The 25,143-nt window shown below is 57.0% G+C and carries 22 protein-coding genes; 19 read left to right on the forward strand and 3 right to left on the reverse strand.

Features of this window, described 5'->3' with window-relative positions; all coding sequences use genetic code 11:
* Window positions 1-454: 454 nt before the first annotated feature.
* The 11 genes from cobA (at window position 455) to OLTU_RS18445 (ending at window position 11,993) form a co-directional block, all read left to right on the forward strand.
* The gene (gene cobA, locus OLTU_RS18395) at window positions 455-1,240 is read left to right on the forward strand and encodes a uroporphyrinogen-III C-methyltransferase (RefSeq protein ID WP_141734226.1); all 786 of its coding nucleotides are present in this window, start codon (window positions 455-457) and stop codon (window positions 1,238-1,240) included.
* Entirely contained in the window at window positions 1,215-1,832 is a 618-nt protein-coding gene (locus OLTU_RS18400; protein WP_176736746.1) for a precorrin-2 dehydrogenase/sirohydrochlorin ferrochelatase family protein, read from the forward strand. Before cobA ends, OLTU_RS18400 begins: the two co-directional genes overlap by 26 nt.
* Window positions 1,829-3,487 carry an NADPH-dependent assimilatory sulfite reductase hemoprotein subunit gene (locus OLTU_RS18405; RefSeq protein ID WP_141734228.1) on the forward strand — a complete coding sequence of 553 codons (1,659 nt, stop codon included), beginning with the start codon at window positions 1,829-1,831 and terminating at the stop codon, window positions 3,485-3,487. Before OLTU_RS18400 ends, OLTU_RS18405 begins: the two co-directional genes overlap by 4 nt.
* Entirely contained in the window at window positions 3,484-4,239 is a 756-nt protein-coding gene (locus OLTU_RS18410; protein ID WP_141734229.1) for a phosphoadenylyl-sulfate reductase, read from the forward strand. The genes OLTU_RS18405 and OLTU_RS18410 overlap by 4 nt, the downstream gene beginning before the upstream one ends.
* On the forward strand, window positions 4,220-5,131 hold the full coding sequence (gene cysD / locus OLTU_RS18415) for a sulfate adenylyltransferase subunit CysD (protein ID WP_141734230.1): 912 nt from the start codon (window positions 4,220-4,222) through the stop codon (window positions 5,129-5,131). Before OLTU_RS18410 ends, cysD begins: the two co-directional genes overlap by 20 nt.
* Window positions 5,131-6,639: a sulfate adenylyltransferase subunit 1 gene (locus tag OLTU_RS18420; protein ID WP_141734231.1), complete on the forward strand. Its 1,509-nt coding sequence runs from the start codon at window positions 5,131-5,133 to the stop codon at window positions 6,637-6,639. The genes cysD and OLTU_RS18420 overlap by 1 nt, the downstream gene beginning before the upstream one ends.
* 94 nt (window positions 6,640-6,733) lie before the next feature.
* Entirely contained in the window at window positions 6,734-7,558 is an 825-nt protein-coding gene (epsC, locus tag OLTU_RS18425) for a serine O-acetyltransferase EpsC (protein WP_141734232.1), read from the forward strand.
* A gap of 39 nt (window positions 7,559-7,597) precedes the next feature.
* Window positions 7,598-8,545: a cysteine synthase A gene (cysK, locus tag OLTU_RS18430; RefSeq protein WP_141734233.1), complete on the forward strand. Its 948-nt coding sequence runs from the start codon at window positions 7,598-7,600 to the stop codon at window positions 8,543-8,545.
* Between the two features lie 74 nt (window positions 8,546-8,619).
* Window positions 8,620-9,138 (forward strand): dihydrofolate reductase family protein, encoded by a 519-nt coding sequence (locus OLTU_RS18435; RefSeq protein WP_218110118.1) that lies wholly within the window; start codon window positions 8,620-8,622, stop codon window positions 9,136-9,138.
* 448 nt (window positions 9,139-9,586) lie between these two features.
* Entirely contained in the window at window positions 9,587-10,771 is a 1,185-nt protein-coding gene (locus OLTU_RS18440; protein ID WP_141734234.1) for a trans-sulfuration enzyme family protein, read from the forward strand.
* 13 nt (window positions 10,772-10,784) lie between these two features.
* Entirely contained in the window at window positions 10,785-11,993 is a 1,209-nt protein-coding gene (locus OLTU_RS18445) for a trans-sulfuration enzyme family protein (RefSeq protein WP_141734235.1), read from the forward strand.
* Here OLTU_RS18445 and OLTU_RS18450 read toward each other — a convergent pair.
* Window positions 11,986-12,882 (reverse strand): DMT family transporter, encoded by an 897-nt coding sequence (locus tag OLTU_RS18450; protein ID WP_176736747.1) that lies wholly within the window; start codon window positions 12,880-12,882, stop codon window positions 11,986-11,988. The two genes, OLTU_RS18445 and OLTU_RS18450, sit on opposite strands and share 8 nt — an antisense overlap.
* 158 nt (window positions 12,883-13,040) lie before the next feature.
* On the opposite strand from OLTU_RS18450, the gene OLTU_RS18455 reads away from it, so the two are divergent.
* Both OLTU_RS18455 and OLTU_RS18460 read left to right on the forward strand, forming a co-directional pair.
* On the forward strand, window positions 13,041-13,994 hold the full coding sequence (locus tag OLTU_RS18455; protein WP_176736748.1) for a class I SAM-dependent methyltransferase: 954 nt from the start codon (window positions 13,041-13,043) through the stop codon (window positions 13,992-13,994).
* A complete protein-coding gene (locus tag OLTU_RS18460) occupies window positions 13,987-14,562 on the forward strand; it encodes a DNA-3-methyladenine glycosylase (protein WP_141734238.1) in 576 nt (191 codons plus the stop codon). The genes OLTU_RS18455 and OLTU_RS18460 overlap by 8 nt, the downstream gene beginning before the upstream one ends.
* Here OLTU_RS18460 and hemN read toward each other — a convergent pair.
* Window positions 14,548-15,828: an oxygen-independent coproporphyrinogen III oxidase gene (gene hemN, locus OLTU_RS18465; protein WP_218110120.1), complete on the reverse strand. Its 1,281-nt coding sequence runs from the start codon at window positions 15,826-15,828 to the stop codon at window positions 14,548-14,550. The two genes, OLTU_RS18460 and hemN, sit on opposite strands and share 15 nt — an antisense overlap.
* 183 nt (window positions 15,829-16,011) lie before the next feature.
* Window positions 16,012-17,001, reverse strand: coding sequence for a hypothetical protein (locus tag OLTU_RS18470; protein ID WP_141734240.1), 990 nt, complete (start codon window positions 16,999-17,001; stop codon window positions 16,012-16,014).
* A 192-nt stretch (window positions 17,002-17,193) separates the two neighbouring features.
* Between OLTU_RS18470 and OLTU_RS18475 the strand changes: the two genes are divergently transcribed.
* From OLTU_RS18475 to OLTU_RS18500, 6 genes are all read left to right on the forward strand, one after another.
* Window positions 17,194-17,862: a carbonic anhydrase gene (locus tag OLTU_RS18475; RefSeq protein WP_141734241.1), complete on the forward strand. Its 669-nt coding sequence runs from the start codon at window positions 17,194-17,196 to the stop codon at window positions 17,860-17,862.
* 219 nt (window positions 17,863-18,081) lie between these two features.
* Window positions 18,082-19,056, forward strand: coding sequence for a diacylglycerol/lipid kinase family protein (locus tag OLTU_RS18480; RefSeq protein WP_176736749.1), 975 nt, complete (start codon window positions 18,082-18,084; stop codon window positions 19,054-19,056).
* A complete protein-coding gene (locus tag OLTU_RS18485) occupies window positions 19,053-20,093 on the forward strand; it encodes an NAD-dependent epimerase/dehydratase family protein (protein WP_141734243.1) in 1,041 nt (346 codons plus the stop codon). Before OLTU_RS18480 ends, OLTU_RS18485 begins: the two co-directional genes overlap by 4 nt.
* Complete coding sequence (locus OLTU_RS18490) at window positions 20,090-22,195, forward strand: DUF8754 domain-containing protein (RefSeq protein ID WP_141734244.1); 2,106 nt, start codon at window positions 20,090-20,092, stop codon at window positions 22,193-22,195. The genes OLTU_RS18485 and OLTU_RS18490 overlap by 4 nt, the downstream gene beginning before the upstream one ends.
* A gap of 127 nt (window positions 22,196-22,322) precedes the next feature.
* Window positions 22,323-24,308, forward strand: coding sequence for a helicase-related protein (locus tag OLTU_RS18495; protein ID WP_141734245.1), 1,986 nt, complete (start codon window positions 22,323-22,325; stop codon window positions 24,306-24,308).
* 167 nt (window positions 24,309-24,475) lie between these two features.
* Entirely contained in the window at window positions 24,476-25,123 is a 648-nt protein-coding gene (locus OLTU_RS18500; protein WP_141734246.1) for a BON domain-containing protein, read from the forward strand.
* The last annotated feature ends 20 nt before the right edge of the window (window positions 25,124-25,143 follow it).

The following is a 25,143-nucleotide window of genomic DNA, read 5'->3' on the forward strand; positions in this document are numbered from 1 at the left end:
TGAGGCGGCTCGGGTTCGACGCAGACGTAGGTCTATCCGTCCTAACCGGGCAATTTGATTAACATCGAAAACCGGGTCCTTATCAGCCGAGGACAGATTGACCTTTCCATATCGTAGTTTCCCCGTCTGATGCCTTCCGATTCGTGCGGCATTCAGGATTGACTTCAAAATTGACCTCAGGCATGTTCACATCCTGAGAGCTGTTTCCCACAGAGGTATATCATGCGTGACATAACACAAGACTTACGATCAAGGCCGACAAGCTCACCGCTTGCTCAAGACTCGCTCGCCTCCCTCCGCCTTGCCTCCTGTCTGTGTTGCCTCTGTTGCTGTTGTTAAAGAACAGCGTCGTTTTTTTTCTTCCTCTTCAAAATTTAATAAAACGCGCTGGTCTTTGATCCAGAGCCTTGAGTCCTTGCGGCTTTGGTTTTGACCAACACTTGGGAGTGCAAGTATGCGTTCAGGATTTGTCGCCCTCGTTGGGGCTGGGCCGGGTCACGTCGATTATCTGACTCTGGCGGGTTTGAAAGCCCTGCAAAACGCCGATGTGATTCTTTATGATGCGCTTCTTTCCGCTGATTTCCGTGCGCTTTTTCCCAAAAAGGCGAAGGCGCTTTACGTCGGCAAACGCTGCGGTCGTCACGCGCTCGCGCAGCAGCAAATCAATGCCTTGATCGTATCCCATGCCCAAAAAGGCAGGTTCGTGGTTCGTCTCAAGGGCGGTGATCCCTTCATCTTCGGCCGTGGCGCAGAGGAAGTGGAAGCCCTGCGCGAAGCGGGTGTGGAATACCGGGTGATTCCAGGCGTCAGCGCCCTCAATGGAATCGCAGCCGGCTTCACTCTGCCTTTGACTCTGCGCACCGGAAGCAATGAATTCCGAGCGATTCAGGGCCATCACCTGCCCGAGGATCCTCAATGGTGGCAGGACCTCGCGCGCTACAGGGGAACGGTCGCGATCTTCATGGGCCTTGAGAAACTGCAGGGCACCCTGGAAAAACTTCTGGAGCATGGACGGGATCCAGCCAGCCCACTCGCTCTGATCGAAAGCGCAGATGATGGCTCCAGCCATGCATTCCAGACCACCATTCAAAGTATTTTGGCCCTGGGCTACCAGCGCGTCGGGCAAGGTCCGGTGATCATCTACCTCGGTGACAATGTGCGCTTTATGGATGCGAAATCGCAAAGCTTCACCAACCTTTTTCAGGAGGCTCCTCATGTCCTTGCTGCCCATATTCATTGATCTTCAGGACAAACCGGTGCTCCTCGTGGGTGGGGGGACGGTGGCCCGGGAAAAATTGGAAAAGCTCCTTCAGGCCGGAGCGCGCGTGCGGGTCATCGCCCGGCATTGGGCTGCGGAAACGCAGGAGCTTTTGCAGCGGCACCAGCTGACTTATGAAACCCGGCCCTTCTTTGCCAACGACGTTGCGGGTCACGTGCTCGTGATTTCCGCGGTCAACGACAGCGCCGTGCATGCCCGCATCGCCGCGGCGGCACGAGCCCGGGGCATCCTGGTGAATGCGGTTGATGAACCGACCTCTGCCGATTTTTATTTCGGAGCTCAGATCGAACGCGGTCCTTTGCAGATCGCCATCTCCACCCAGGGTCTTTTCCCTGGTGTGGCGCGTGCCCTGCGTCTTTGGCTGGAAGAGGCCTTGCCGCAGGACCTTAGTGATGAACTCGGGCAGCTCGCTGTCCTTCGGAGGAATGTCCGCCTCCTGATACCGGATCCCACCCAGCGCATGCGCCGTCTCAAGGAGCAGCTGCAGATCTGGCAAAACAACTGGCGGACCGAACAACCCCACTATGCACAAGCAGGAGAATCCACGCGATGAGTCAGGAAAAAAGCAAAATCGAGTTTCTGAAAGAGGAATCACGGGGACTGCGCGGCACGCTTCCCGAGGAGATCAACAGCGATGCCCCGCGCTTTACCGGCAACGCCGAAAACCTTCTGAAATTTCACGGCATGTATCAATACAAGGACCGTGACAAGAAAAAACCCGGTGAGGAGTCGACCGGCCCCAAACCTTTCACCATGATGGTGCGCGGCCGCATCCCGGGCGGGCGTCTGACCTGGCAGCAATGGGTTGCCTGGGATGATATCGCCTCGCGCTATGCCAATGCCGGACTGCGCATCACCACGCGGCAGTCGCTGCAGCTGCATGGTGTCCTCAAGGCGAACGTGAAACCCGTTCTCAAGGAAATCCGGGCCGCGCTCAGCAGCACAACGGGTGCCTGCGGGGATGTTGTGCGGAACGTGACCCAGTCCGTCAACCCCTGGGGTGATCCGCGTCTCGCGCAGCTCGATGAACCGGCGACCCGGCTTTCCAAACATTTTACTGTGGCTTCCAACGCCTACTTTGAAATCTTCCTCGACGGCGAGCCGGTGGTCGAGGAAATAGAGGATCCCATCTACGGCAAGGCTTATCTGCCGCGCAAATTCAAAATCGGCCTCACCGCGGTTGGCAACAACTCGATCGACATCTATGCGCAGGACCTCGGTTTTGCCGCCACCTTTGATCACAAGGATCAGCTCGAAGGTTACTTCGTTTTCGTCGGCGGTGGCATGGGCATGTCGCACAATGATACGGAAACTCATCCGCGTCTTGCGGAATTGCTCGGCTGGATTCCTCAGGAGGCCCTGGTGCCCGTGGCCGAGGCTGTGGTTTTTACGCAGCGTGATCACGGCAATCGGGAAAATCGCACCTTCGCCCGCCTCAAGTACCTTCTGGATAAGCGCGGCGTGGAGTGGTTCAAAAATGAGGTCAGTCAGCGAGCCCAACTGCAATTTGAAGATCGCCCTCTGCCGCCCTGGAAAACACCCTCGTATCTCGGCTGGATTGAAGCCCGGGATGGAACGCTTTCCCTGGGCTTTCATACCCTCTCCGGTCGGTTGATCGACAGTGACCGTCCATTGAAATCCGCCCTGCGGCATATCATTGAAACGTATCAAACGTCGGTGCAGCTCACCGCGGAACAGGACCTGATACTCTCCGGGATCCGGCCTCAGGATAAGCGTGCGATTGAAACCTGGCTCGACAGCCACGGTCTTAATCCCCTGAGCCCGCGCAAACTTTATGATCGGGCCCTGACCTGCGTGGCCCTGCCGACCTGTATGAAGGCGCTGGCTGAAAGTGAACGCGTGGGTCCTCAGGTCTTTGGTCAAATCCAGGAAGTCCTGGATCGCTATGAACTCAACGAAAAAGCCCCGACGGTGCGGATCACGGGCTGCCCCAACGGCTGTGCCCGCCCCTATTCCGCGGAACTCGGCCTCGTCGGTCAGATGCCGGGGCAGTATGCGATTTTCCTGGGCGGCGAACCGGAAGGTCAACGTCTCGCCTTCAAGATCAAGGACAAGGTTAAAATCGATGATCTGCCTCAGGCTTTCGACAGGATCCTGGGTTTCTGGAAGGCGGAAGGCGGACGCGATGAATATCTCGGCGACTTTGCCCAGCGCATCGGGGCTGAACGTCTGGGAGCACTCCTATGAAGCACGCGGCGCCGATCACGAGCGATCAGCTGAAGGACTGGAATCAGCGCCATGCGTCGCGGCCGGCGCTCGATATCGTGCAGCTCGCCGCGCGCTGGTTTGCTCCCGAGCTGGCCCTCGCCAGCAGCTTTGGGGCTGAGGACCTTGTGCTGATGCACCTGGCTCTGCAGCTCGACGTCCGCCCGGAAATTTTTGTTCTCGATACGGGACGCCTGCCACCCGAGACCTATGATCTCATCGAACGCTGGCGCATCCGTTATGATCTCAGCCTTCGCTTTTATTATCCGGATCCTGCGGCGCTCGAACCCTTTGTGACCCGGCACGGTCCCAATGCGTTTTATGAAAGTGCCGCACGCCGCAAGGAGTGCTGCCACATTCGTAAGGTGGAGCCGCTGCAGCGGGCCCTGGCTGGAAAAAAAGCCTGGCTCACCGGCCTGCGACGCGAACAATCCCCCGTGCGATCGACCGTCGCGCTCTTTGCCCTCGACGAAGCGGAACGTTTGAAGATCAGTCCCTTGATTTCCTGGTCGCGGCAGGATGTGTGGGCCTACATCAAAGCTCACAATCTTCCTTACAATCCTCTGCATGACAGAGGTTATGCCAGCATAGGTTGCGCGCCCTGCACCCGGGCCATCGAGCCTCATGAGGAGGAGCGGGCCGGGCGCTGGTGGTGGGAGGATCAAAGTCACAAGGAATGCGGACTGCATTCCCCAGCCAAAAGAGAGGATCAGCATGCCCCGGCATCCCTTTGACAATACCTATTTAAATGATCTGGAAGCGGAGAGCATCGAGGTCCTCCGCGAGGTCGCCGCCAACTATGAAAGACCGGCGATGCTCTATTCGGTGGGGAAGGATTCCTCGGTCCTGCTGCATCTGGCGGTGAAAGCCTTTGCTCCGGGAAAAATCCCCTTTCCTCTGGTGCACGTCGACACCGGATTCAAGTTCAAGGAAATGTACGCGTTCCGTGACAGCATGGCGAAAAAGTTGGGGGTGGAGCTGATCGTGCATCGCAATGAACCCGCGATTGCCGACGGCACCAACCCTTTTCGCCTGGGAACCCGGGCCTGCTGTGCTCTTCTGAAAACCGAAGCCCTTCTGCAGGTCCTGAAAAAACATGGCATCGACGCGGCCCTCGGCGGCGCGCGGCGTGATGAGGAACGCTCGCGGGCGAAGGAAAGAATCTTTTCCTTCCGCGATCGTCATGGCCAGTGGGATCCGAAAAACCAGCGGCCGGAACTCTGGAACCTCTACAACACCCGGGTGCATGAAGGGGAGAACATGCGCGTCTTTCCCCTTTCCAACTGGACGGAGTTTGATGTCTGGCATTATATCAAGCGCGAAAACATCGAAATCGTTCCCCTCTACTTCGCGCATGAACGCCGCGTTCTGGACAAGGGCACGAGTCTCATTCCGCTCGATGACGATGATCCACGCTGGTATTCCAGTGACGCGAAGAATGTGCTTTGCCGCTTCCGCACCCTGGGCTGCAGCCCCTGCACTGGCGCCATCCGTTCGAGCGCGCGCGATCTGGATGATATCATCAGCGAACTCTTCGAGGCGCGGAGTTCCGAACGTTCAACCCGCGTCATCGATCATGATCAGGACGCATCCATGGAACTGAAGAAAAGAGAGGGGTATTTCTGATGACACAGGCAAAGGCACGTTCGCTTCTGCGCATCACCACCGCGGGCAGTGTGGACGACGGCAAGTCCACCCTGATCGGCCGCCTTCTGTATGAGGCCCGCGCGGTCTTTGATGATCAGCTGGCCGCGATTGAAAATTCGAAACGCATTCAGGGTGAACTCGACCTTTCCCTGCTCACCGATGGGTTGAAATCCGAGCGCGAGCAGGGCATCACCATCGACGTGGCTTATAAGTATTTTTCGAGCAGCCAAAGGAAATACATCCTCGCGGATGCGCCCGGTCATGTGCAGTATACACGCAACATGGTCACCGCCGCCTCGCTTGCGGATGTCGCGATCCTGCTCGTGGATGCCCGGCATGGAATCCTGGAGCAGACCCGGCGCCACGCTTACCTCGCCCATCTTTTGGGTGTGCCGCATCTGGTTCTGGCCCTCAACAAGATCGACCTGATTGACTATGATGCCGGGCGCATTCAGGCAATCGAACATGAGTTCCGCGCCCTGGAATGGATCAAGCCTGATCAGTCGCTTCATGTCATTCCGGTCAGCGCTCTGCGGGGCGATAATATCAGCAGCAAAAGCGGACTCACACCCTGGTATCAGGGTCCGGCTCTGCTCGATGTTCTCGACGCCCTGCCCTCACGCGCCCAAGCGGGCAAGGAACTGCGGCTGCCCATTCAAATCATTCTGCGGGACAGCAGCGGTCAGCGGCTGGCGGCGGGAACGGTGGCCGAAGGACAGCTGCGCGTCGGCGATCCCATTTCCATCCTGCCCTCGCAACAGACCAGCCGGGTCGCTGCCATTTACCGTTCCGGTCAGAAGGCAGACGTTGCGAAAGCGGGTGATGCCGTGGCCGTCGCCCTCGAGGATGAACGCGATCTCGACCGCGGCAGTCTTGTCGTGACCGAGACGAATGTTCCGGTTCCCACCCGCCAGTGGCAGGCGCAACTCGTCTGGTTCGATGAAGATCCCTGGCGTTCGGATGAGCGTTATATCGTGCGACTTGGAACGCAAACCGCGCGGGCTCAGATCAGCCGGCTGCAACATCGCTTTGATCTGACGACACTTGCCCCGGGACCGGCGCAGGGCCTTCAGCTCAATGACATCGCCGCGGTGGAAATCGAAAGTTCACGGCCTCTTTATGCGGAGCCCTATCAAAGATCGCGAGCCCTTGGTGCCTTTATTTTGATCGATCCCCGCAGCTATCGAACCGTGGCGGCCGGCATGATCGATACTCCGCTCGAAGGCGACGGCCTGCGCCCGGATCAGTTGCATCTGGCTGCCGCTGATGACCCCATCTGGGAGGAAAAGCGTGGGAAACCCGGCTGGCTCTTTTTGCCCAAAGGCTTCTTGCAAAAAAACACCCTGGAAATTCAGCAGCAATCTGTGGAAAGTCTTCTGGAACTCGGCTGGAACCTTGTGGTCGAGGACGGTCGCGAGGGACAATTCCTGCGCCGACGCTTGGCTTCGCGCGGCATCGGTGTCTATCAGGATGGATTGGGCATTTGAGGGAAACTTTGCAGAGGAAAGGGATTGGACCTGTTCCATGAGAAGCGGTATAAAGGGATTCATAGAGCTGATGACCCTTTGCAGGAGATGAAGTATGGGCACTCCCAGAACTTTGAGCGAAAGACTCAGTGAACACCGACTGGAGCATAAGCTGCTCTGTGCGTTTCAGGATGATATTCATCAGCTGGTGCGGCTGGTCACGGCGGGTCTTCTTTTCGAGACGGACAAGGAGCAGTTTTTTGCCGACAAGGTTGCTCCGGTCATCGAAAAGCTGCTCGTCTATCTGCAGCATACCTACGGCCAGGAGCATCCGCGGCTGGCTTCGGTCTCGACCACGGCTCTGATTTGGGAGATGCAGGCGATCGAGCATCTCCTGCGTTCCGATATCGAGGCCGCACTGAACAATGATCCGGCCACGGATGATCCCCTGGAGATCATCATCTGTTATCCTGGTTTCAAAGCCGTGCGCTATCACCGCATCGCCCATATATTCTATCGGCATAATATTCCCCTCCTGCCCCGGCTGATCGCGGAGCTGGCGCATGAGGAGACCGGCATCGATATCCATCCCGGAGCGCAGATTGGAGCGCACTTCTTTATTGATCATGGCACCGGGGTGGTTATTGGAGAAACCGCGGTCATCGGCAAGAACGTCACGCTCTATCAGGGTGTGACGCTCGGTGCCAAACGTTTTTATCGTGACGACAAAGGAATTGTTGTCAAAGGAAATGCCCGGCATCCGATTATCGGTGACGGGGTGACCATTTACGCCGGTGCCACGGTCCTGGGACGGATCAACATCGGCGAGGGTTCCACGATCGGTGGCAACGTCTGGGTCACCGAAAGTGTCGAGCCGCGAAGTCGCGTCACACAGCAGCGCTATCTCTCATCGTATTTTACTGATGGTGATGGCATCTGATAACACCATCCTTCATGCACTCACAGAGGAGAACTCAACATGTCCGAACGTCGTCACCGTCCCAAGATCGCCAACGGCATCCTGGAAACCATCGGCAATACCCCCCTGGTCCGCCTGACCAAAATCGGCAAGGGCCTGCCCGGCGATATCCTTCTCAAACTGGAATTTTTCAATCCTCTTTCCAGCGTCAAGGATCGTATCGGTCTCGCGATGATTGAAGCTGCGGAAAAAAGCGGCGAATTGAAACCCGGCATGACCATCGTCGAACCCACCAGTGGCAACACCGGGATCGCCCTGGCCTTTGTTGCCGCTCAAAAAGGTTACCCGCTGGTTCTCACCATGCCGGAGACCATGAGCGTGGAACGCCGCAAACTTCTCAAGGCCCTGGGTGCCCAGCTTGTGCTGACGCCGGGTGAAAAGGGCATGAAGGGGGCCATCGCCAAGGCCGAGGAAATTCGGGAACAGAATACCGGTTATTACATGCCGCAGCAGTTCAACAATCCGGCCAACGTCGAGATCCATAAGAAAACGACAGCTCTGGAAATCTGGGAGGATACCGATGGCAAAGTCGATTATCTGATCTCGGGCGTGGGCACCGGCGGCACCATCACGGGCGTGGCCTCGGTAATCAAAAAGCTGAAGCCGTCCTTCAAGGCCATTGCAGTGGAACCCAAGGATTCCCCGGTGCTCTCCGGTGGTCAACCCGGTCCGCATAAAATCCAAGGCCTCGGCGCCGGCTTTATTCCCCCGATCGTCGACACCTCGCTCATCGATGAAGTCATCAAAATCTCCAATGAAGAGTCCGGTGACTGGGCCCGCCGCCTCGCCAAAGAGGAAGGTATATTTGCGGGCATTTCCTCGGGTGCGGCTCTCGCGGCCGCGCTGCAGGTAGCTGCCCGACCGGAAGCCAAGGGCAAGCAGATCGTGGCGGTCATACCCAGTACGGGAGAACGTTATCTCTCGACCTGGCTCTATGAAGATGCCTGAATCCTGAATCGAGCCACTGGAGGCTCATGCCGAGCCTCCAGGCTTTCGTCAAACCACAAGCCAGGTGGATGTCGATGAGCATAACGTTGCATATGGTCGCGAGTCTGGACGGTTTCATAGCTAAGAAAGATGATGATTATTCCTGGATGGACGTTTCCTGGAGCGCCTATGATAAGGGCATGGAAATGACGGCCGACATCCTTGAAACCATCGACTGCTATATCATAGGATCGCGCACCTATGAATTGGCGCTCAAGCTCGGCTGGCCCTATGCGGAGAAGCGGACGATCGTCGCGACCAAAAGAAAACTCACAGCGGCCGGACCAAACGTCGAATTTTATTCAGGTGATCTGGTGGATTTGGCGAAGAGTCTTGCGCAGAAAAATGTCTGGCTCGTGGGAGGTCCCACGCTCTACCGGGAATTCTTCCCACTCAACCTGGTGGACAAAATCTGTCTCACGGTCGTGCCGATTCTGTTGGGGAGTGGTGTCGCGCTTTTTGATGGAAAAGAGCAGAAGCTGCGCCTCACGGATATGTCGGCATTTAAAAACGGAATGATTGATCTCTGGTATGAGGTCGTCCGCAATCCTTGAAGGTTCAAGACCAAGGCCGGCCTCTCTTTGGCATTCTATGTCATTACGGCGCCTATGGATTTGACATCAAAGCGCCGCTTGCTACCAGCCTATTACGGCGTCCATGGATTCGGCATCGAGGTGACGCTTGCCACCGGCCTATTACGGCGTCCATGGATTCGATATAAAGAGCCGCTTGCCACCGGCCTATTACGGCGTCCATGGGTTCGACATAAAGAGCCGCTTGCCACCAGGCTGTAGCTTTTTTAAGGATGAGCCTGGAAAAAATCTTGCTCCTTTTCCCGCGACTCACTAAGGTGGGTTTAAAGGATTTGTGGCCGATTGCAGCTTTCTCTGCTAAAGCGCCAAATGAGTTCGAGAAAACTCGCCACGCCCTTGCGTGGCGTTTTTTTTTCGCGCAAAGCAAATCCTGGTTCTCATTCACCCTTTGATACCGGGAGCTTATGCCATGACGCAGCGTGAACCAGGTCTGTCCACTCTCTCCGTCCACGGAGGCGAGGCACGAGTCAAAAGCGATTACGGTCTTGTCGATCCCATCCACTGTTCCTCTGCTTATACCTTTGATAACACCGCAGCGCTGATCGACATGCTCGAGGGCACGGCGGCGGAACGCGATGAATACGCGCGTTACAGCAGCCCGAATACCCGCACCGTGGAAAAGAAACTCGCGGAACTGGAAGGCACCGAGGATGCGATCGTCTGCACCACCGGGATGTCGGCCCTGAGCCTTCTGTTTCTGGCGGAATTGAAACCCGGCGACCGTCTAGTCTTCTTCGATCAATGCTATCACCGCACGCGGCAGTTTTGTTTTGAATACCTCAGGACTTACGGGGTGGACTGTGTGCAGGTGCCAACCGGGGATTTCGAGGCGCTGGAAGAAGCCATGAACGGGTGCACGCGTCTGCTCTTTACTGAACTGCCCACCAATCCGCATCTGACCGTGATCGACCTTGAACGCTTCGTCCAGGTTGCCAAGGCCTATGATGCGGCCACCTGTGTCGATGCCACGCTTGCCAGTCCGGTGAATCATCTGCCGGCCCGCTGGGGCGTCGATTATATTGTGCATTCCGCCACCAAGTATCTCGGCGGGCACAACGATCTGCTCGCGGGTGTGCTCGCCGGTTCCCGCGCGCGCCTCGAACCTGTCCGCAAACTCCAGGGCATTATCGGAGCGATCGCCGCCCCGCATACCGCCTGGCTTTTGCAAAGAGGCCTGAAAACCCTGCCCCTCAGGGTGCAGCAGCAGAACAAAAGCGGCCTCGCGGTGGCGGCGTATTTGAATCAGCATAAGCTCGTGAAAAAAGTTTACTACCCGGGTCTTCCCAACCATCCGAGCCATGAGCAGGCACAGAAATATCTCACCGGCTGCGGGGGTCTGATCAGTTTTGAACTTAAGACCGATCGCGAAGGCTGCGCCCGCTTTATCGATGCGGTGCGTCTCCCCCGGATCGGACCCAGCCTCGGTGGTGTGGAATCGCTCATCGAACAACCGGCGATCATGAGTTTTTACAAGGCATCCGAGGCCGACCGGCAGCGCTGGGGCATCGACCCGGCGCTCGTGCGTCTCTCGCTTGGCATCGAGGACACCCAGGATCTTCTGAGTGATCTCGACCAGGCTTTTCACTGTATTTAAGGGAGACCACAGCATGCATTTTTCCACGCGTTCAATTCATATGGGCAACGAAAAGGAACCCCTGACCGGAGCGGTGATTCCTCCTCTCCATCTCTCCTCCACCTTCGCGCCTTCGGGTGAATTCAGCGAGGCCCTCTACGATTACAGCCGCAGCGGCAATCCCACGCGGGCCGGTCTGGAAACCACGATCGCCTCCCTGGAGGAAGGTGCGGGAGCCCTGGCCTATGCGTCGGGCATGGCGGCCATTCATGGCGCGTTCATGCTCTTGAAAAATGGGGATCACGTGATCGCCGGCACCGATATCTATGGCGGCACCTATCGCATTCTTCACAAGATACTCAATCGCGTCGGTATCGAAACCACGCTCGTGCCACTCGATGATCTGGACAAGGTGGAGGCTGCCATTCGGCCAACGACCCGCATGATCTGGGCAGAAAATCCCGGCAATCCCCTCCTCTCGCTGGTTGATATTGCAGCCCTCGCCGCGATCGCCCACCGGCATCGTGCGCTCCTGGCCATCGACAACACCTTTGCCACACCCGTGGCCACGCAGCCTTTGAAACTGGGTGCGGATATCGTGATGCATTCGGCCACCAAATATCTGGGCGGACATTCCGATCTGCTCGGTGGGGCTCTCGTGGTGAAGGATAAGGCGCTGCTCAAGGAACTTTATTTTATCCAGAACGCCACGGGTGGTGTCATGGCTCCGCTGGATTGTTACCTCTGTGCCCGTGGGATCAAAACGCTTGAAGTGCGTTTCCGTGAACAGTGTAAAAGCGCGCTTTGGATTGCCCAGTTTTTGGAAAGTCATCCCGCAGTGAAGAAGGTTTACTATCCAGGCCTTGCGTCGCACCCCCAGCATGAACTGGCGCAAAAACAATTGCGCGGCCTCCACGGGGCGGTCGTCAGTTTTGAACTGAATGCGGATTTCCAGGCTGCCAAACGTTTCGTCAGCTCCACACGGTTTTTCCAGCGCGCGGTGAGCATGGGCGCCGTGGAATCCCTAATTGAACAGCCGGCCTCGATGTCTCATGCCAGCTACGACAGGGCCGATCGCCTCAAAGCCGGCATTGATGATGGATTGATTCGTCTTTCCATTGGCCTGGAACATCCGCAGGACCTTATCGAGGACCTGCAGGGTGCCTTTCAGCAGGCGCTGGAGCTGGATGCGGTCCTGGCGCCGAGGATCGATTGGGATTTGGAAGCGGGTTATTTCAGTTGACGTTCACGGCCCGGCGCTTCACCGGCCGGGCCACCAGCAGAAGTCCCAGAAGAATGCCAAGGCCTCCAAGCACCTGGCTGGGGGTCAGGCGTTCACCCAGGAAAATGGCGGCCAACAGCACGGCCGACAAGGGTTCCGTCGTGCTGAGCAGGGCCACCTCCCAGTTCTGCAGTTTCTGAAGGCCGGCCAGGAACAAACTCATGGCCAGGACCGTCCCCATAAACGCAATCGACAGGATAATCCACCAGGCGTTGACCCAAAGATTCTGAATCCGTTCGAAGTCATGAACAAAGAGTAGCGTTAGAATCAAAGCAGCAAAACTTTGAATGTAAGGGACTGAAATATCCGCCGGCACTTTCCGCAGGAGACGACTCGACAGCAAAATATAAAGCGAATAGAACAGCGCCGCGCAAAGTCCCAGTCCCACCGCACTCACCTTTTCCACAGAAATTTCGCCCCAAACCAGAGCGACGGTTCCGATCACCACCAAAGGCAGCGCCCAAAGTTTCTGTCTGGGAATTTTTTCGTGAAAAAGAAGACGGCCTCCGATCGTGACCATGATCGGATAAGTATAAAGAAGAAGAACCGAGAGCGAAGCGGAAAGCCCACCCAGCGCCGCGAAAAAGCACCAGGCAAAGAGCGCATAACCAAAGATCCCGAGCACCGCACAGGAGAGCAGCTGCCTCCAGGGCAGCCACAGACGTTTGGGATCCCGCATCAGGTGCCAGGCAAAAAGCATCAAGGCCGCGAAGAAAAACCGCAAGGCCAGCAGCTCACCGGCCGTGGCCCCATGCTGATAAAGGAGTTTACCGAACAGACCGAGACAGCCAAAACAAAGTCCCGACGCAATGATCTGCTGAATGCCGAGCCGACGATTGGTATGTGACACGATGCCCTCCCCAAGCTCGAGCATTCATGCCTTTGCGAACGCTGTCAATCCTCGAGCCATCGCCTTCCCGAATTGGCATGGATCCGGCCCCCGATAAACCCCTGGACAAGCCCCCGCTGCCCCCGCTAAAACTGCGAGGCTTGTGCAAGGGGGATCGCATGGAAACCGCTGCTTTTCAAAAACGTCTGCAGGATCATTGGACACCGGAACGTCGCACCAAGTTCCTGTCAGGCAAAAGCTTTTTGCTCACCCCATGGCAGGGGGGCGAACTTCTCTTTGCCCTGGGTCTTCTGAACAAGGACGCGTCGATGTCCGCGGACGCGACTCGCAAGTTCATCCAAATCAATCATATGCTGCAGCTCCTGCTGCCCTCGCTGAAGAGCCTGGCCAAAAGTTTTCCCAAGGTGCGGGTGGTGGATGCCGGCTGCGGCAATGCCTATCTGAGTTTCCTGATCGCCTGGTACTTTCGGGATATTCTCCGGCACCCGCTCGAACTCATCGGCATCGATCACAGCCAGGCGATGGTGGATCGGGCCAATGCCCGCGCCGTGCAGCTCGGCTATCAGCAGAGTTTGAAATTCGCTGTTGCGGATCTTCAGACCTTTTCATGGTTGACCGAATATCACAAAGCCTTTGGACAGATTGAAGCCAACCTCCGTCCGCACTGTTTCGTGGCGCTGCATGCCTGCGATACGGCCACGGACTATGCACTGGCCGAGGCCCTGCGTCTCAAGGCCGACGTGATTGCGGTGGCGCCCTGCTGTCAGGCGGAACTCGCCCGGGTATGGAAGGATCAGCCGCTCGCCGAGCAGCATCTGCCGATGAGCCCTGTGATGCGCGCGCCCCATTTCCGGCGTGTGGTCGCGGCGGACATGACCGATATGCTGCGCACTCTCCTTTTGCGGAGCCGCGGCTATGAAGTCACCGCCACGGAATTTGTTGCCAGCGAACATACCCCCAAAAACCGCCTGATGCTGGCCACGCGGCGCGGCAATTATCTGCGCGCAGCGGAGCAGGAATTCAACTCCTTGAAGACAGCCCTGGGTGAACCCATCCTGAAATTGGAAGCCCTGTTGAAACAAACCGGAGAGTCGCGGAGTCCTCATGCTTGATCAGGTTCTGCCGGCCGCCTTCTATGAACGACCGGCGCCAGAACTCGCTGTGGCTCTGCTCGGCTGCACCCTGGTGCGCCGCATCGGGGAACGCTGGGTCGGTGGCATCATCACGGAAACGGAAGCCTATACCGAGGATGACGAAGCCAGTCACAGCTTTCGCGGCCAGACCCAGCGCAACGCAGCCATGTTCCAAAAGGCCGGCACGCTTTATGTCTATCGCATCTACGGCATTCACTTCTGTTTGAATATCAGCAGCGGGGACGAAGGCCAGGGCGAGGCGGTTCTCATTCGCAGCATTCAACCGCTCTGGGGCATCGACATCATGCGGCAGCTCCGCAAGTGGCCGGAACCCAAACCCTTGCGGGGACTATGCAACGGTCCAGGGAAGCTGGCCCAGGCCATGGACATCCATCTGAGTTTGAATGGAGGCTTTCCGGATCAGAAGAGTGAACTCCAGCTCGGTCCGCCGAGTCAGGCCGTGACAAAGTACAGTCACGGACCACGGGTCGGCATCACGAAGAACGTGGACCGACCTTGGCGTTTTCAATTCTCACCCGACCTGTGAGCCGCGGCCGAAGGGTTGATGGACATCGAAGTGCGCAGCCACCACCCCCCGGAGCAGGAGGCCGAGCGGCTGGGTCAGACGGATATTCCAGGTATCAAGCGTCACCAGCCCATCCTGGGCCAGGGTCTTCAGACTCTGCAGTTCCTTCGCAAAATAATGATCGAACTCGATATCGTAGAACGATTCGGTGTAACCCTTGTCGATCGATCCATGACAGAAGATTTGGTTGATCACCTCACGACGGATTTTGTCGTCCTCGGTGACGATATGAGATTTCCGTTGAAATTCGTGATCCTCCACCATGCCGAGCCACTGATCCACACCCTTGGGATTCTGCACGTAAACATCATCCAGCATGCTGATGGCCGAGGGACCGAAGCCGAGCAGCGGCAGACTGCCAACGGTGGTCAGGCCCAGGAAATTCCTTTGCAGCTGATCCTTGCGGGCTGCAGCAGCCAGGGGATCATTGGCCTTGGCAAAATGATCCATACCGATGAATTCATAACCGGCCGCCAGCAAGCGATTGATGCCAAGAAGGTTTAGGGACAAAAGCGCGGCCCCTGTGGGAAGATCCTGGAACGTCTCCAGCGACTCCTCCAGCCGGCAAAAGGCGATGCGATCCGGGCTTAACTGAATGACCTGATCCAGCGTGCGCTGCAAGGACTCTTCTGTTTGGAAGGGCAGACCATAAATCAAATCAAAATTAATAAAAGCAATCCCGTGCGAGCGCACCCATTCGACCGCCTCGGCGACCTTTTCATAAGTCTGTCCCCGATAGATGGCCTGTTGCACTTTGGAGTCAAAATCCTGAATCCCAAAAGTTACGCGGTTGACGCCGATGTCGTGCAGATAACGGATCTGCTCCTCAGTCACCGAGCGCGGATCCAGCTCCACACTCCACTCGGCCTCTTCACTGATCGTGAAGCGACTCAGCACGTTTTCATAAAGCTGGCGCCAGTGTTTTACATGGAGGAAATTCGGGGTCCCGCCTCCAAAGTGCACCTGCTGCATCACACAGCTGTCGACGTGGTGTGCGATTTGCGTCACCTCGCGTTCCAGGCCGTGCAGGTATTTTTCCACCAGTTCCTCGGTCGCGGGGCTGGCGGGATTCATGACATGAAAATGGAGACTGAATGCATTTTGATCATGAGCCGTGGCATCCAGCTGTTCCTTGATGACAGGAATGGTGGACGTATCCTTCCAGCTGGTGATGGCCGGATAGGACGTATAGCGGGGCAGCGCGAGCCCGGAATACTTCAGATACATCTCTTTTTGACGTTCGTTTAATGACAGAATTTTTGGCATTATGAATCCTTCCCCGAATTCCCGTACCACCTCGCTGTGCAAGGAGCAGGCCAGCCCATGCCCTATGGAATATCACGCAGCGCCTGGCCCAGTCGAGCATAGCACTGCCTTGGACCTGATGTAAGCCCCGCTCCTGGTTTCATTTTACCCCCCAACCGCCGGCCGACAGTTGGACCCACAGTGCCGACGCATCTGCTGCTCAAGCTTCCCAAGCACGCCAGCCGCCATCGCCTGCTTGTCCGCCAGCGCCAGAGCTTCGATGGCAAAACCCTGGGCCTTGGCATAAAGCGGCCGCGATTCCGCTGGATTTTTGGCTTCGGTGTAGCGGGCCCAGGCGGCGAAAACTTCCGCCTGCTGTGCGATGGCCCAGACCTCGCGGTATTCCTTTTTCGAGGAGGCCGGATCATAGAGCTGGCTGATCCGACGGCTCTCGCCGGCGGCGGCCTCGGCTTCCGGGAAGCGCAGAAGTTCGCTGAGACTTAAGGAAAGATTATTCCAAATGATGATCTGGGAACGCTGCCTGTCCAATCCTTCCGGCATTTGCTGCGCGATCAGCAAAGCCTGCCGCAGCCATTGCTCGGAAGCAAAATAATTCCTGAGCAAAGCGGCATCCACATCAAGACTGATCAACGCATCGAAGCGGTCCAGCAGATTTCCCACCCGCCGCATATAGAGCCACTGCAGCTGATGCAGCGTATAAGCCCGCTCATAATCCCGGCGATCCCGATAATGGGCGCCGAGCTTTTTCAGACTCCGCGCCAGCACCCGCATGACCTCAGGTTCCGCGGCCGGCCGCGCATCACGCAGCTCTTCATAATTCGCCAGCAGCAGACGATGACCCTTGTCCACCGCACCGATATCCAAATACGCCTCCCCGAGCAAAAATCGATGCCAGGCCCTTTCCCTGGGCGTACTCACCTTCAGCGCATGAAGATTGCGCACCACCTCGCGCGGCTGACCGTTCTCAAGACTCTGCTCAGCCGCCTGCAAAACCCCTGCAGGAGGGACCGCGGGGCCTGGCACAGGTGAAACGTCGAGACCGGGTTGCGGGGTGGACTTCTGTTCCACAGGCTGGCAGCCCCCGATGACGTTGAGGAAGAGGAAGCCCAAACACATGCGCCAAACGACCTTCATGTCAGTTTCTCCGAAGTCCTTTGAATAACGACACATTTTAGTCTAGCGCAGCCAAGGGCAAGCGGGCAATTGATCAGCGGACGGACCATTCGGTTCGGGCGCTCGAATGACGGCCGATTCAGGGATTGCATCGACGGAAAAACCAGGACATATTTGCGGCGAAGGATCAAAATCTATAGGAGTCATTGCGACATGAAAAAACTCATCAGGGGTATCGTGGATTTTCGTGAAAACGTGCAGCCCGCCTGGCGCGAAACGTTCGCCCGTCTCGCCCTGGGTCAATCGCCGGACGCCCTTCTGATTGCCTGCTCCGACAGTCGCGTGGTGCCCAATCTTTTCGCGTCCTCGGACCCTGGCGATCTTTTTGTGATTCGCAATGTCGGCAATCTCGTCCCACCTTGTGGTGAAGACGGCATCAATATTTTCGACAAATCAGAAGCCGCCGGCGTTGAGTTTGCTGTGGAACAACTGCAGGTTCGCGATATCATCGTCTGCGGCCATTCCGAATGCGGGGCCAACATCGCTGTCCTGCGCGGCACGCAAGGCCTGGGCGGCAACCTGCGCAGCTGGTTGCGTCATGCCGAGCCTTCCCTGGTCAAGCTGCATGCCGGGTCCACTATTGAATGTCAGCATCTTGCGCCTCATAATCAATTATCCCAGCTCAATGTGCTGCAGCAGCTCGAACACCTGCGCACCTACCCCAGCGTTCGTCGGGCTCTGGAGCTCGGTCGCCTGCAGCTGCACGGCTGGTGGTTCGATATCGCCAACGCCGAAGTTCTCGCGTGGGAACCGTCCCTGAATCGCTTCGCGCCGATCGATCGCAACCTGGCGGAAGCCATCATGCAAAGAGTTGATCACTAAAGGAATTTCCAAAGCCTCCGGGCAACCAGGGCCGCGCAGCCCTGGACAAGGCCCATAGCGCCATATGGGTTACAAGTCCCTCCGGGTAGCCAACCCTCCCAGATGTCCAATAAAAAAGAGCAAGGGCTATGGCTTTGCGGCGAAAGAAATGCCATAACTCATTCCGAGAGTCTTCTGGCAGAAGGAAATCGCTCCACTCCGCGCAAGGGCTTGATCAACATGCAAAAAGTTCGAGTCTTTCTGAACACCCGCGCCTCCCAAGGACAAAGTCGCGACTGGGAGAGCCTGATCCGTCGTCAGCTGTTTCGCAGCGAATTGGATTTCATCGCACCCCGTGACGAAAACGAACTCAGGTCTGAGATCAACCGCGCAACCGCAGACAAGGTGGATGTCATCATTTCCGTCGGTGGCGACGGGACCTTTCATACCTTGATTCAGCAGCTGGCCGAACAGGAATCCCGTTTTCTGGTATTACCGGCTGGCACCGCCAATGATCTTGCCCGCGAACTCGGCATTCATAATCGGGTCCAGCAGGCTTTGGAATACGTGCGACTCGATGAGTGGAAGGTGATCGACCTCATCACCGTCAATGGCACTCATATGGCCACCAATGGAGGCATCGGCATCATCGGTGACGTTGCGTCCAGCATCAATCAGTGGCGTCGCAGCCTGCCCGGTTTTCAGTCGCTCATGAGCAACATCGGTCATCCCATGTATACGTTGATTCTGGGCCTGAAACTTTTGGGATCCCCTCAGAAAAAATATCGTTTGCGTTTGACCTGTGATGAATTTCGCGGCGAACTCGAAAGTCCGCTGTTGATGATCAACAATCAGCCCTCCGTGGCCGGTTCCTTTAAAATCGCCCCGGAGACCCGCAACGATGATGGCAAATTCAATGTCAGCATCTTCACACATCATCATCTCTGTCAGCTGCTGACCGGCCTTTACCGAGTTCGTCAGCATATTCCGCCGGCCAATGATCCCAGAATGCGTTCCTTTGAAACTGATCATTTAGAGATCGAGCTGCTCGACAGCACGGATCAGAACATGGCTTTTTACGGAGACGGGGAACTGCTCACCAGCGCCAAGCGGCTGGAGATCGGAATCAAACCGCAGTCGCTGCGGGTTTATTCGCATCAGCTGCCCTGTTTGAACGCCTTTGATACCCCGCGTCGTCTGGAGGTTCGGCCGTGAGTACCGTCCTGATCATTGGCGCTGGCACTTTTTTTGGCCAGCAGCTCGGACAGCAGTTCGTGCAGGCCGGCTGGAAGGTGCTCGCCTGCAGTCGGCGACAACCCCCGGCAGCCTTAAGCGGGCTTCCCATCCAATGGATTCATGCCCGTTTTCAAGCCCACTCCGATTACTCCCTGAGGCCGGTTTTAAAGGCCGCGGTCGATGCCGAGGTGGTGATTCATGCCGGCGGTTTTCAAGGGTCCGCGGCCACGCATGCCGCGCTTTATGAAGAGCATGTCGTGCGCACCGCCACGATTCTGCATTTCTGCCGTTATCTGCCGCGCCTCAAACATTACTATCACACCAGTACCGTGCGGGTGGCGGGACGCCACGCGGGTGTCTTTGCGGAAAACACCAAGATACCCGAGCAAACTTATGCCGATGCCTGGGCCGGAGCCCAGTTTGCGGCGGAAAAATTGGTCCAACAGACGGAAGCGCCCTTTGCCCGCAGCGTCGTGCGCCTGGGTGAAATCATCGGTTCGACGGCCACCGGGGAATTTCCGCGGATCAGCGGCATGTATCACATCCTGCAGGCGCTTTATCGACTGAAGAGTGCGCGCCTGCCCCTGCGCCGGATGACCTTTCTGCCCTTCGTCTTTTCGGAGGCCACGCGGCTGCCTCTTCTGCCCGTTGATCGCGCGGCTCAGGCCTATCAGCAGCTGGTGGCAGCGGGTTCACGTCCATCCGTTGGGACCTGGCACATCCTTGGCGGCGATGATGGGATTTCGGCACGCAAAGTGCTCGCAGAAATGATGGCCCACGTCGGGCTCGATATGGAACCGTTGGCCCTGCCTTATGATCGGGTGCCGAAGGCGATCTGGAAATACTTCCATATGCCTTTGGATATGCTGGCGACCTTGAACAGTCCCACGCATTTTCAATCAACCCATCTGCAGGAATGTTTGCCGACATTGCGATTCCCTCATTACAAGGAATACGCGCCCACTCTATTCCGCTATGCGGAGGAGCATCTTTTTAAAGGAGGCCAAACCCGATGAAACGGATTATCAGCCTGAGTCTGGGTTCCTCACGTCAGAATTTTGATCGTATCCTGCACTTTGCAGGACAATCCATCCATGTCACCCATTACGGGGTGGATTATGATGAAGACCTCCTGTTCCGACTCGTCTCACAGTATCAGGGTGAATGCGATGTCCTCGCTTTGGGCTGCATCCCGGCGCCTGTTTATATCGGCCGCAGGACCCTGCGGCATCGGATTCTGACGCGCCTGCATCAGGAGGTGACGCAGGCGCCCATGGTCACCGGACACCTCTTGCGTTCCACCTTTTTTGACTGGACCCTGCAGCATGCCATCAAGCAAGGCGATTTGAAAATACAGAACAGTACCCTGACGTTTCTCTCCGGCCTGACCCAGTTTGATGCGCTGCCGGCTCTGGAAAGCCTGGCCAAGGATATATACTTTTTCGATCCCTGCCTGCAGTACCAGGTGCCCACCGCTTTGCGTGGCGTCAAGGCCCTGCGTACTTATGCAAACATCGCAGGACGCTCACTGCAGAATCATACGGTGGTCCAGCCCTGCCAGCCGATTCAACTGTCGGCCATGAACCTGAATCCGATGGTCCGCAAGGCTCTGCAGGCCGATTATTTTATTGGCACGAGCAACGTGATTCGCTGCTTTGATCTTCACGATTTTGCGGACAGGACGATTCTGCTCGATGATATGAATCCGGAGCTGGCCGCGGACCTGCGCGCCGCCAAGGTTTTCAACGCCTTCTGGCTCAAACCCCAAATTCCCTCTCTCAGCGAGGACCTGCCCTATCCCGTGATCGAGGCCTTGATTCAGTTGTGTCAGGACAGCGACGAAACGCTCAACCAGGACGATATTCTCGAGTTTCTGACCACCCACCGGGTCAATCCCGGCCTGCAGCGTCTGCATCCGGAGCGCGAGGGTTCCATTCGGCGCTTTGCCTTTGTCATTCATCCGCTGAGCCGTCGCGATCTCTTCCGTCACCCGGTGCTGAAGCCGCTGACCTGGCTGCCGGATCGTGTGCAGCCGTGGATGGAAAAAGGTATCGGCAAAGCCCCCGGCGTCCTCTACGGTCAGATCAAAGGCATCAAGAGCATGGCCGATGGCAGCATGGCGGAAGGCCTCATTTATACGCTCTTTGCAACACCCAAGGAGATGCTGGCCGCCAATCCCGATGCGATCTATGCAAAGATTCTCGCGATCACAGAAGATGCAAAAAAACGCGGCGCGGAAATCATCGGCCTCGGCGCGTTCACCAAAATCGTCGGCGACGCGGGCGTGACCATAGCCCAGCGCAGTTCCATTCCTGTCACTACCGGCAATTCCCTGTCGGCCGCGGCCACGCTGTGGGCGGCTCGCGATGCCCTCGTGAAACTTGGCTTTGTCCCCATCGGCAAGGATAAACGGAAGAAAACGCAAGGCAAGGCGATGGTCATCGGGGCCACCGGCAGCATCGGCAAAGTCTGCGCCCGCATCCTTGCCGATATCTTCACCGATGTGGTGCTGGTGGCCACCAACGGAGCGCGGCTTATGACCCTGCGCGATGAGATTCAGCAGACGGCACCGCACTGCCGCTTGACCGTCAGCACCCAGCCCGATCGCTTTGCAGGACAGTCGGATCTGATCGTGATCGCGACCAGCGCCACCGAAGGCGGAGTGCTTTCGATTGATCGCATCAAACCCGGAGCCCTGATCTGTGATGTGGGCCGGCCCTTGACCTTTACCGCGAGTGAAGCCATTCGTCGTCCCGATGTGCTCATCATTGAAAGCGGTGAGATCGAACTGCCTGGCAAGGTCAACCTCGACTGCGATATCGGCCTGGAAGCGAGCGTGGTCTATGCCTGCCTGGCTGAAACCGCGCTCCTGGCTCTGGAAGGTCGTTTGGAGTCCTTTACGCTGTCGCGGAATATCAATTATCGCAAGGTGATCGAGATCTATAAAATGGCCAAGAAACATGGCGCCCGCCTCGCCACCATTCGCAGTCCCAATGGGATTGTGACGGATCAGGAGATTGAGCTCTGCCGTGAGCATGCCCTGCGGGCCTTGCGCTCCATGCGCCAACCTCTCCTGGACAAATACTCTCAGCCTGCACAGGCCGTGCTGCCCAGCTGAATCCAGCCCTCCCACCGAATTGGATGCGTCATATGGCATGGACCAATCGACGCATTCCTTGACAAACGCCGTATACATCTTATATATCCACAGATGACCTACCGTTTGATTACCTCTTGGAAACTTGATGACATTAACAACCGACAAAAGAATAGAACTCACAGAAAAACTCAGGGCCGTGTTTGTTCAACATGGGCGGGACGCGCGTGTGGAACATGTGCCCTTCTTTTTGGACCTGCCTCCTGAACAGCAGGAAGCCGTCAAAAAAATATTGAAAAAATTCCGCTCGGGCTCGCATACGCCTGAAAGCCTGCTTGAAGAATACCATCGTTGGAACGACGGTCTCGGTGCTCCCAAGGTGCAGCCCACGCAGAAAACCTTTATCAAAAGCGTCAATCGCGTGGCCAGCCAGTCCTTGAAGCAGGCCCATCGGAACAGCTCGCCCGACTTCGAAAAGGATCAGGCACGAGCCGAGAAAAAGGAAAAGAAAGCCGCGAACAAGCGTCAGAAGAATGCGCTTGAAATTGCACTGATTGCCGCTTTGCGGGAAAATCGTGAATTTTCCGATTACAAGGACGTGTTCTTTGCCGCGCGGGCGAAGAAGCGGAAGATGGTCGCCTTCCTGGGCCCCACCAACAGTGGCAAGACCCATGCGGCGATGGAAGCGCTTCGCACCGCCCATTCCGGCGTTTACCTTGGGCCCTTGCGGCTCATGGCTTTGGAAAACTATGATCGTCTGCGCGAAAAGGGGGTCAAGGTTGGCCTTCTGACCGGCGAGGAGCGCGTGGATCTGGAAGGCGCCACTCATGTCTGTCAGACGATCGAGACCGCGGACTTCAACCAGAACTATGAAGTGGCCGTGATCGATGAGATTCAGCTGCTGACCGACAAGGATCGCGGGGGCTACTGGCTCAACGCTGCGATCGGGATTGCGGCCGATGTCGTTTACCTCTGCGGCGCGCCGATCGTGGAAAACATTCTGCGCGACCTTGCGGAGCTGACTGGTGATGAGATTGAGGTGGTCTACACCCACAGGATGTCACCTCTGGTCTTTGCCGAATACAAGGAAGACCCCAAGAAACTGCCGGAACCGGGCACGGCCTTTATCTGCTTTTCCCGCAAGAATGTTCTTCTCTGGAAGGACATGCTGGAAGGTGCCGGCGCCAATGTCTCGGTGGTGTACGGGGCGCTCTCGCCGGAGGTGCGCAAGGAGCAATCCCGCCGCTTCCGTGATGGCGAGACGGATTACCTGGTGGCCACCGACGCCGTGGGCATGGGCCTGAATCTGCCGATCCATAAGATCCTCTTCACCGAAACCGAAAAGTTTGATGGTGAAGGCTTCCGCCGCCTGGCTCCCCAGGAAGTGAAGCAGATCGGGGGACGGGCTGGACGTTACGGAATCGCTTCGGAGGCCGGCATCATTACCAGCTATGATGCGAAGGATCTGCACTTTCTGAGGCAGCGCTATGAAGCTCCTGAATCGGAAAAGGGTCTGACCGACGTCCATATGAAGCCGACCGCGGCGCACATTCGGAAGATCTGCGAAAGCTTTAACAACTACAGTCTGGAATTTGCGCTCCGGAAGTTCCAGAAAATCGGCCACGAGATTTTTTCGGTGGATATCTCCGAGGAAACCCTGCTGGTGGCAGAGAAGATGGATCGGATCTTCGGCACGGATGCGTCATCGCTCAGCGTGCGCTGGTTCTTTGGCATCGCCCCGGCGGATACCAAGAGCGAGGATGCCTTCTCGTACTTCCTGGACCTTGCGGTTGGATACAAGAAGGTGCTGAACAAGGAGAAGAACACCGTGGATCTTTTCATCTATGAAGATCCCGGCGCGCGACTGGAGTATGCGGAAGCTCAGCGTAAAAACCTGACGGTGTACCTTTGGTTTGCCAACAAGAAACCTGACATTTTCCAGGATAAGGAAAGGGCTCAGGAATTGGCCGCTTTCTATGATGGCCTGATCAATAAACTCCTGGCGGGTAACAAACGCGTGACGCGGAAAAAGACCATGGGTCTGCCGCTTTCGTTCTGCACGGAGTGCAAAGCGATGATGCCTCCGTTCTCGCAATTCTCCGTCTGTCGCGATTGCTACTCGCAGCGGCGTTAATACGTTCCCGATAGCTCCTTGCAGCGGCGTTAATACGTTCCCGATAGCTCCTTGCAGCGGCGTTAATACGTTCCCGATAGCTCCTTGCAGCGACGATAAGGAGCTCTTTTTGCATGACTCTCCCCGGGTGAGTTTTCCAGTGAAACTCAGCTTTCAAGGAGTCCGTCATGAATAACGATCGCCAGATTCAAAAAGACGTCATGGCCGCTCTGGACTATAGTCCTGTCATCGCCGCGGAACGCGTTGGCGTGACGGTGCAGGACGGGGTTGTGACGCTCACCGGCTCAGTTTCCAGTTACGCCGAGAAATATGCCGCAGAAAAAGCCTGCTTTCGTGTGCATGGGGTCAAGGCCATCGCCGATGAACTTGAGGTCATCCTCCCGGGCAGCCACATGCGTTCCGATACCGAAATCGCCCGGGCCGCGGCGGATACCCTGGCCTGGAATGTTCTGGTCCCTGCCTCCGTTCAGGTGTCGGTGGAGAAAGGACGCGTGATCCTGCGCGGTCATGTGGATTGGGATTTTCAGCGCAGCGCGGCGGAAAAAGCCCTGCGCAATCTCACCGGTATCACGGAGGTCGCGAACCATATCAGCATCGAAAGACAGGTCCTGCCCGAGGACGTCAAAGCCAAAATCGAACACGCCCTGGAACGCATGCCCAACAAGGACAAGGATAACATCGACATTGAAGTGACCGGCAGCAAGGTCATCCTGAGCGGAACCGTTCACTCCGCCGAGGAGCGGGACGATGTGAAATGGGCCGCCTGGGCCGTGCCGGGCGTTTCCGAAGTGGAAACGCGCCTGCAGATCAATTAGAAAGTCCTCTGCAGGGCGGG

Origin of the sequence: Oligoflexus tunisiensis, from assembly GCF_001748245.1 — a bacterium.
Taxonomy (GTDB): Bacteria; Bdellovibrionota_B; Oligoflexia; order Oligoflexales; family Oligoflexaceae; genus Oligoflexus; species Oligoflexus tunisiensis.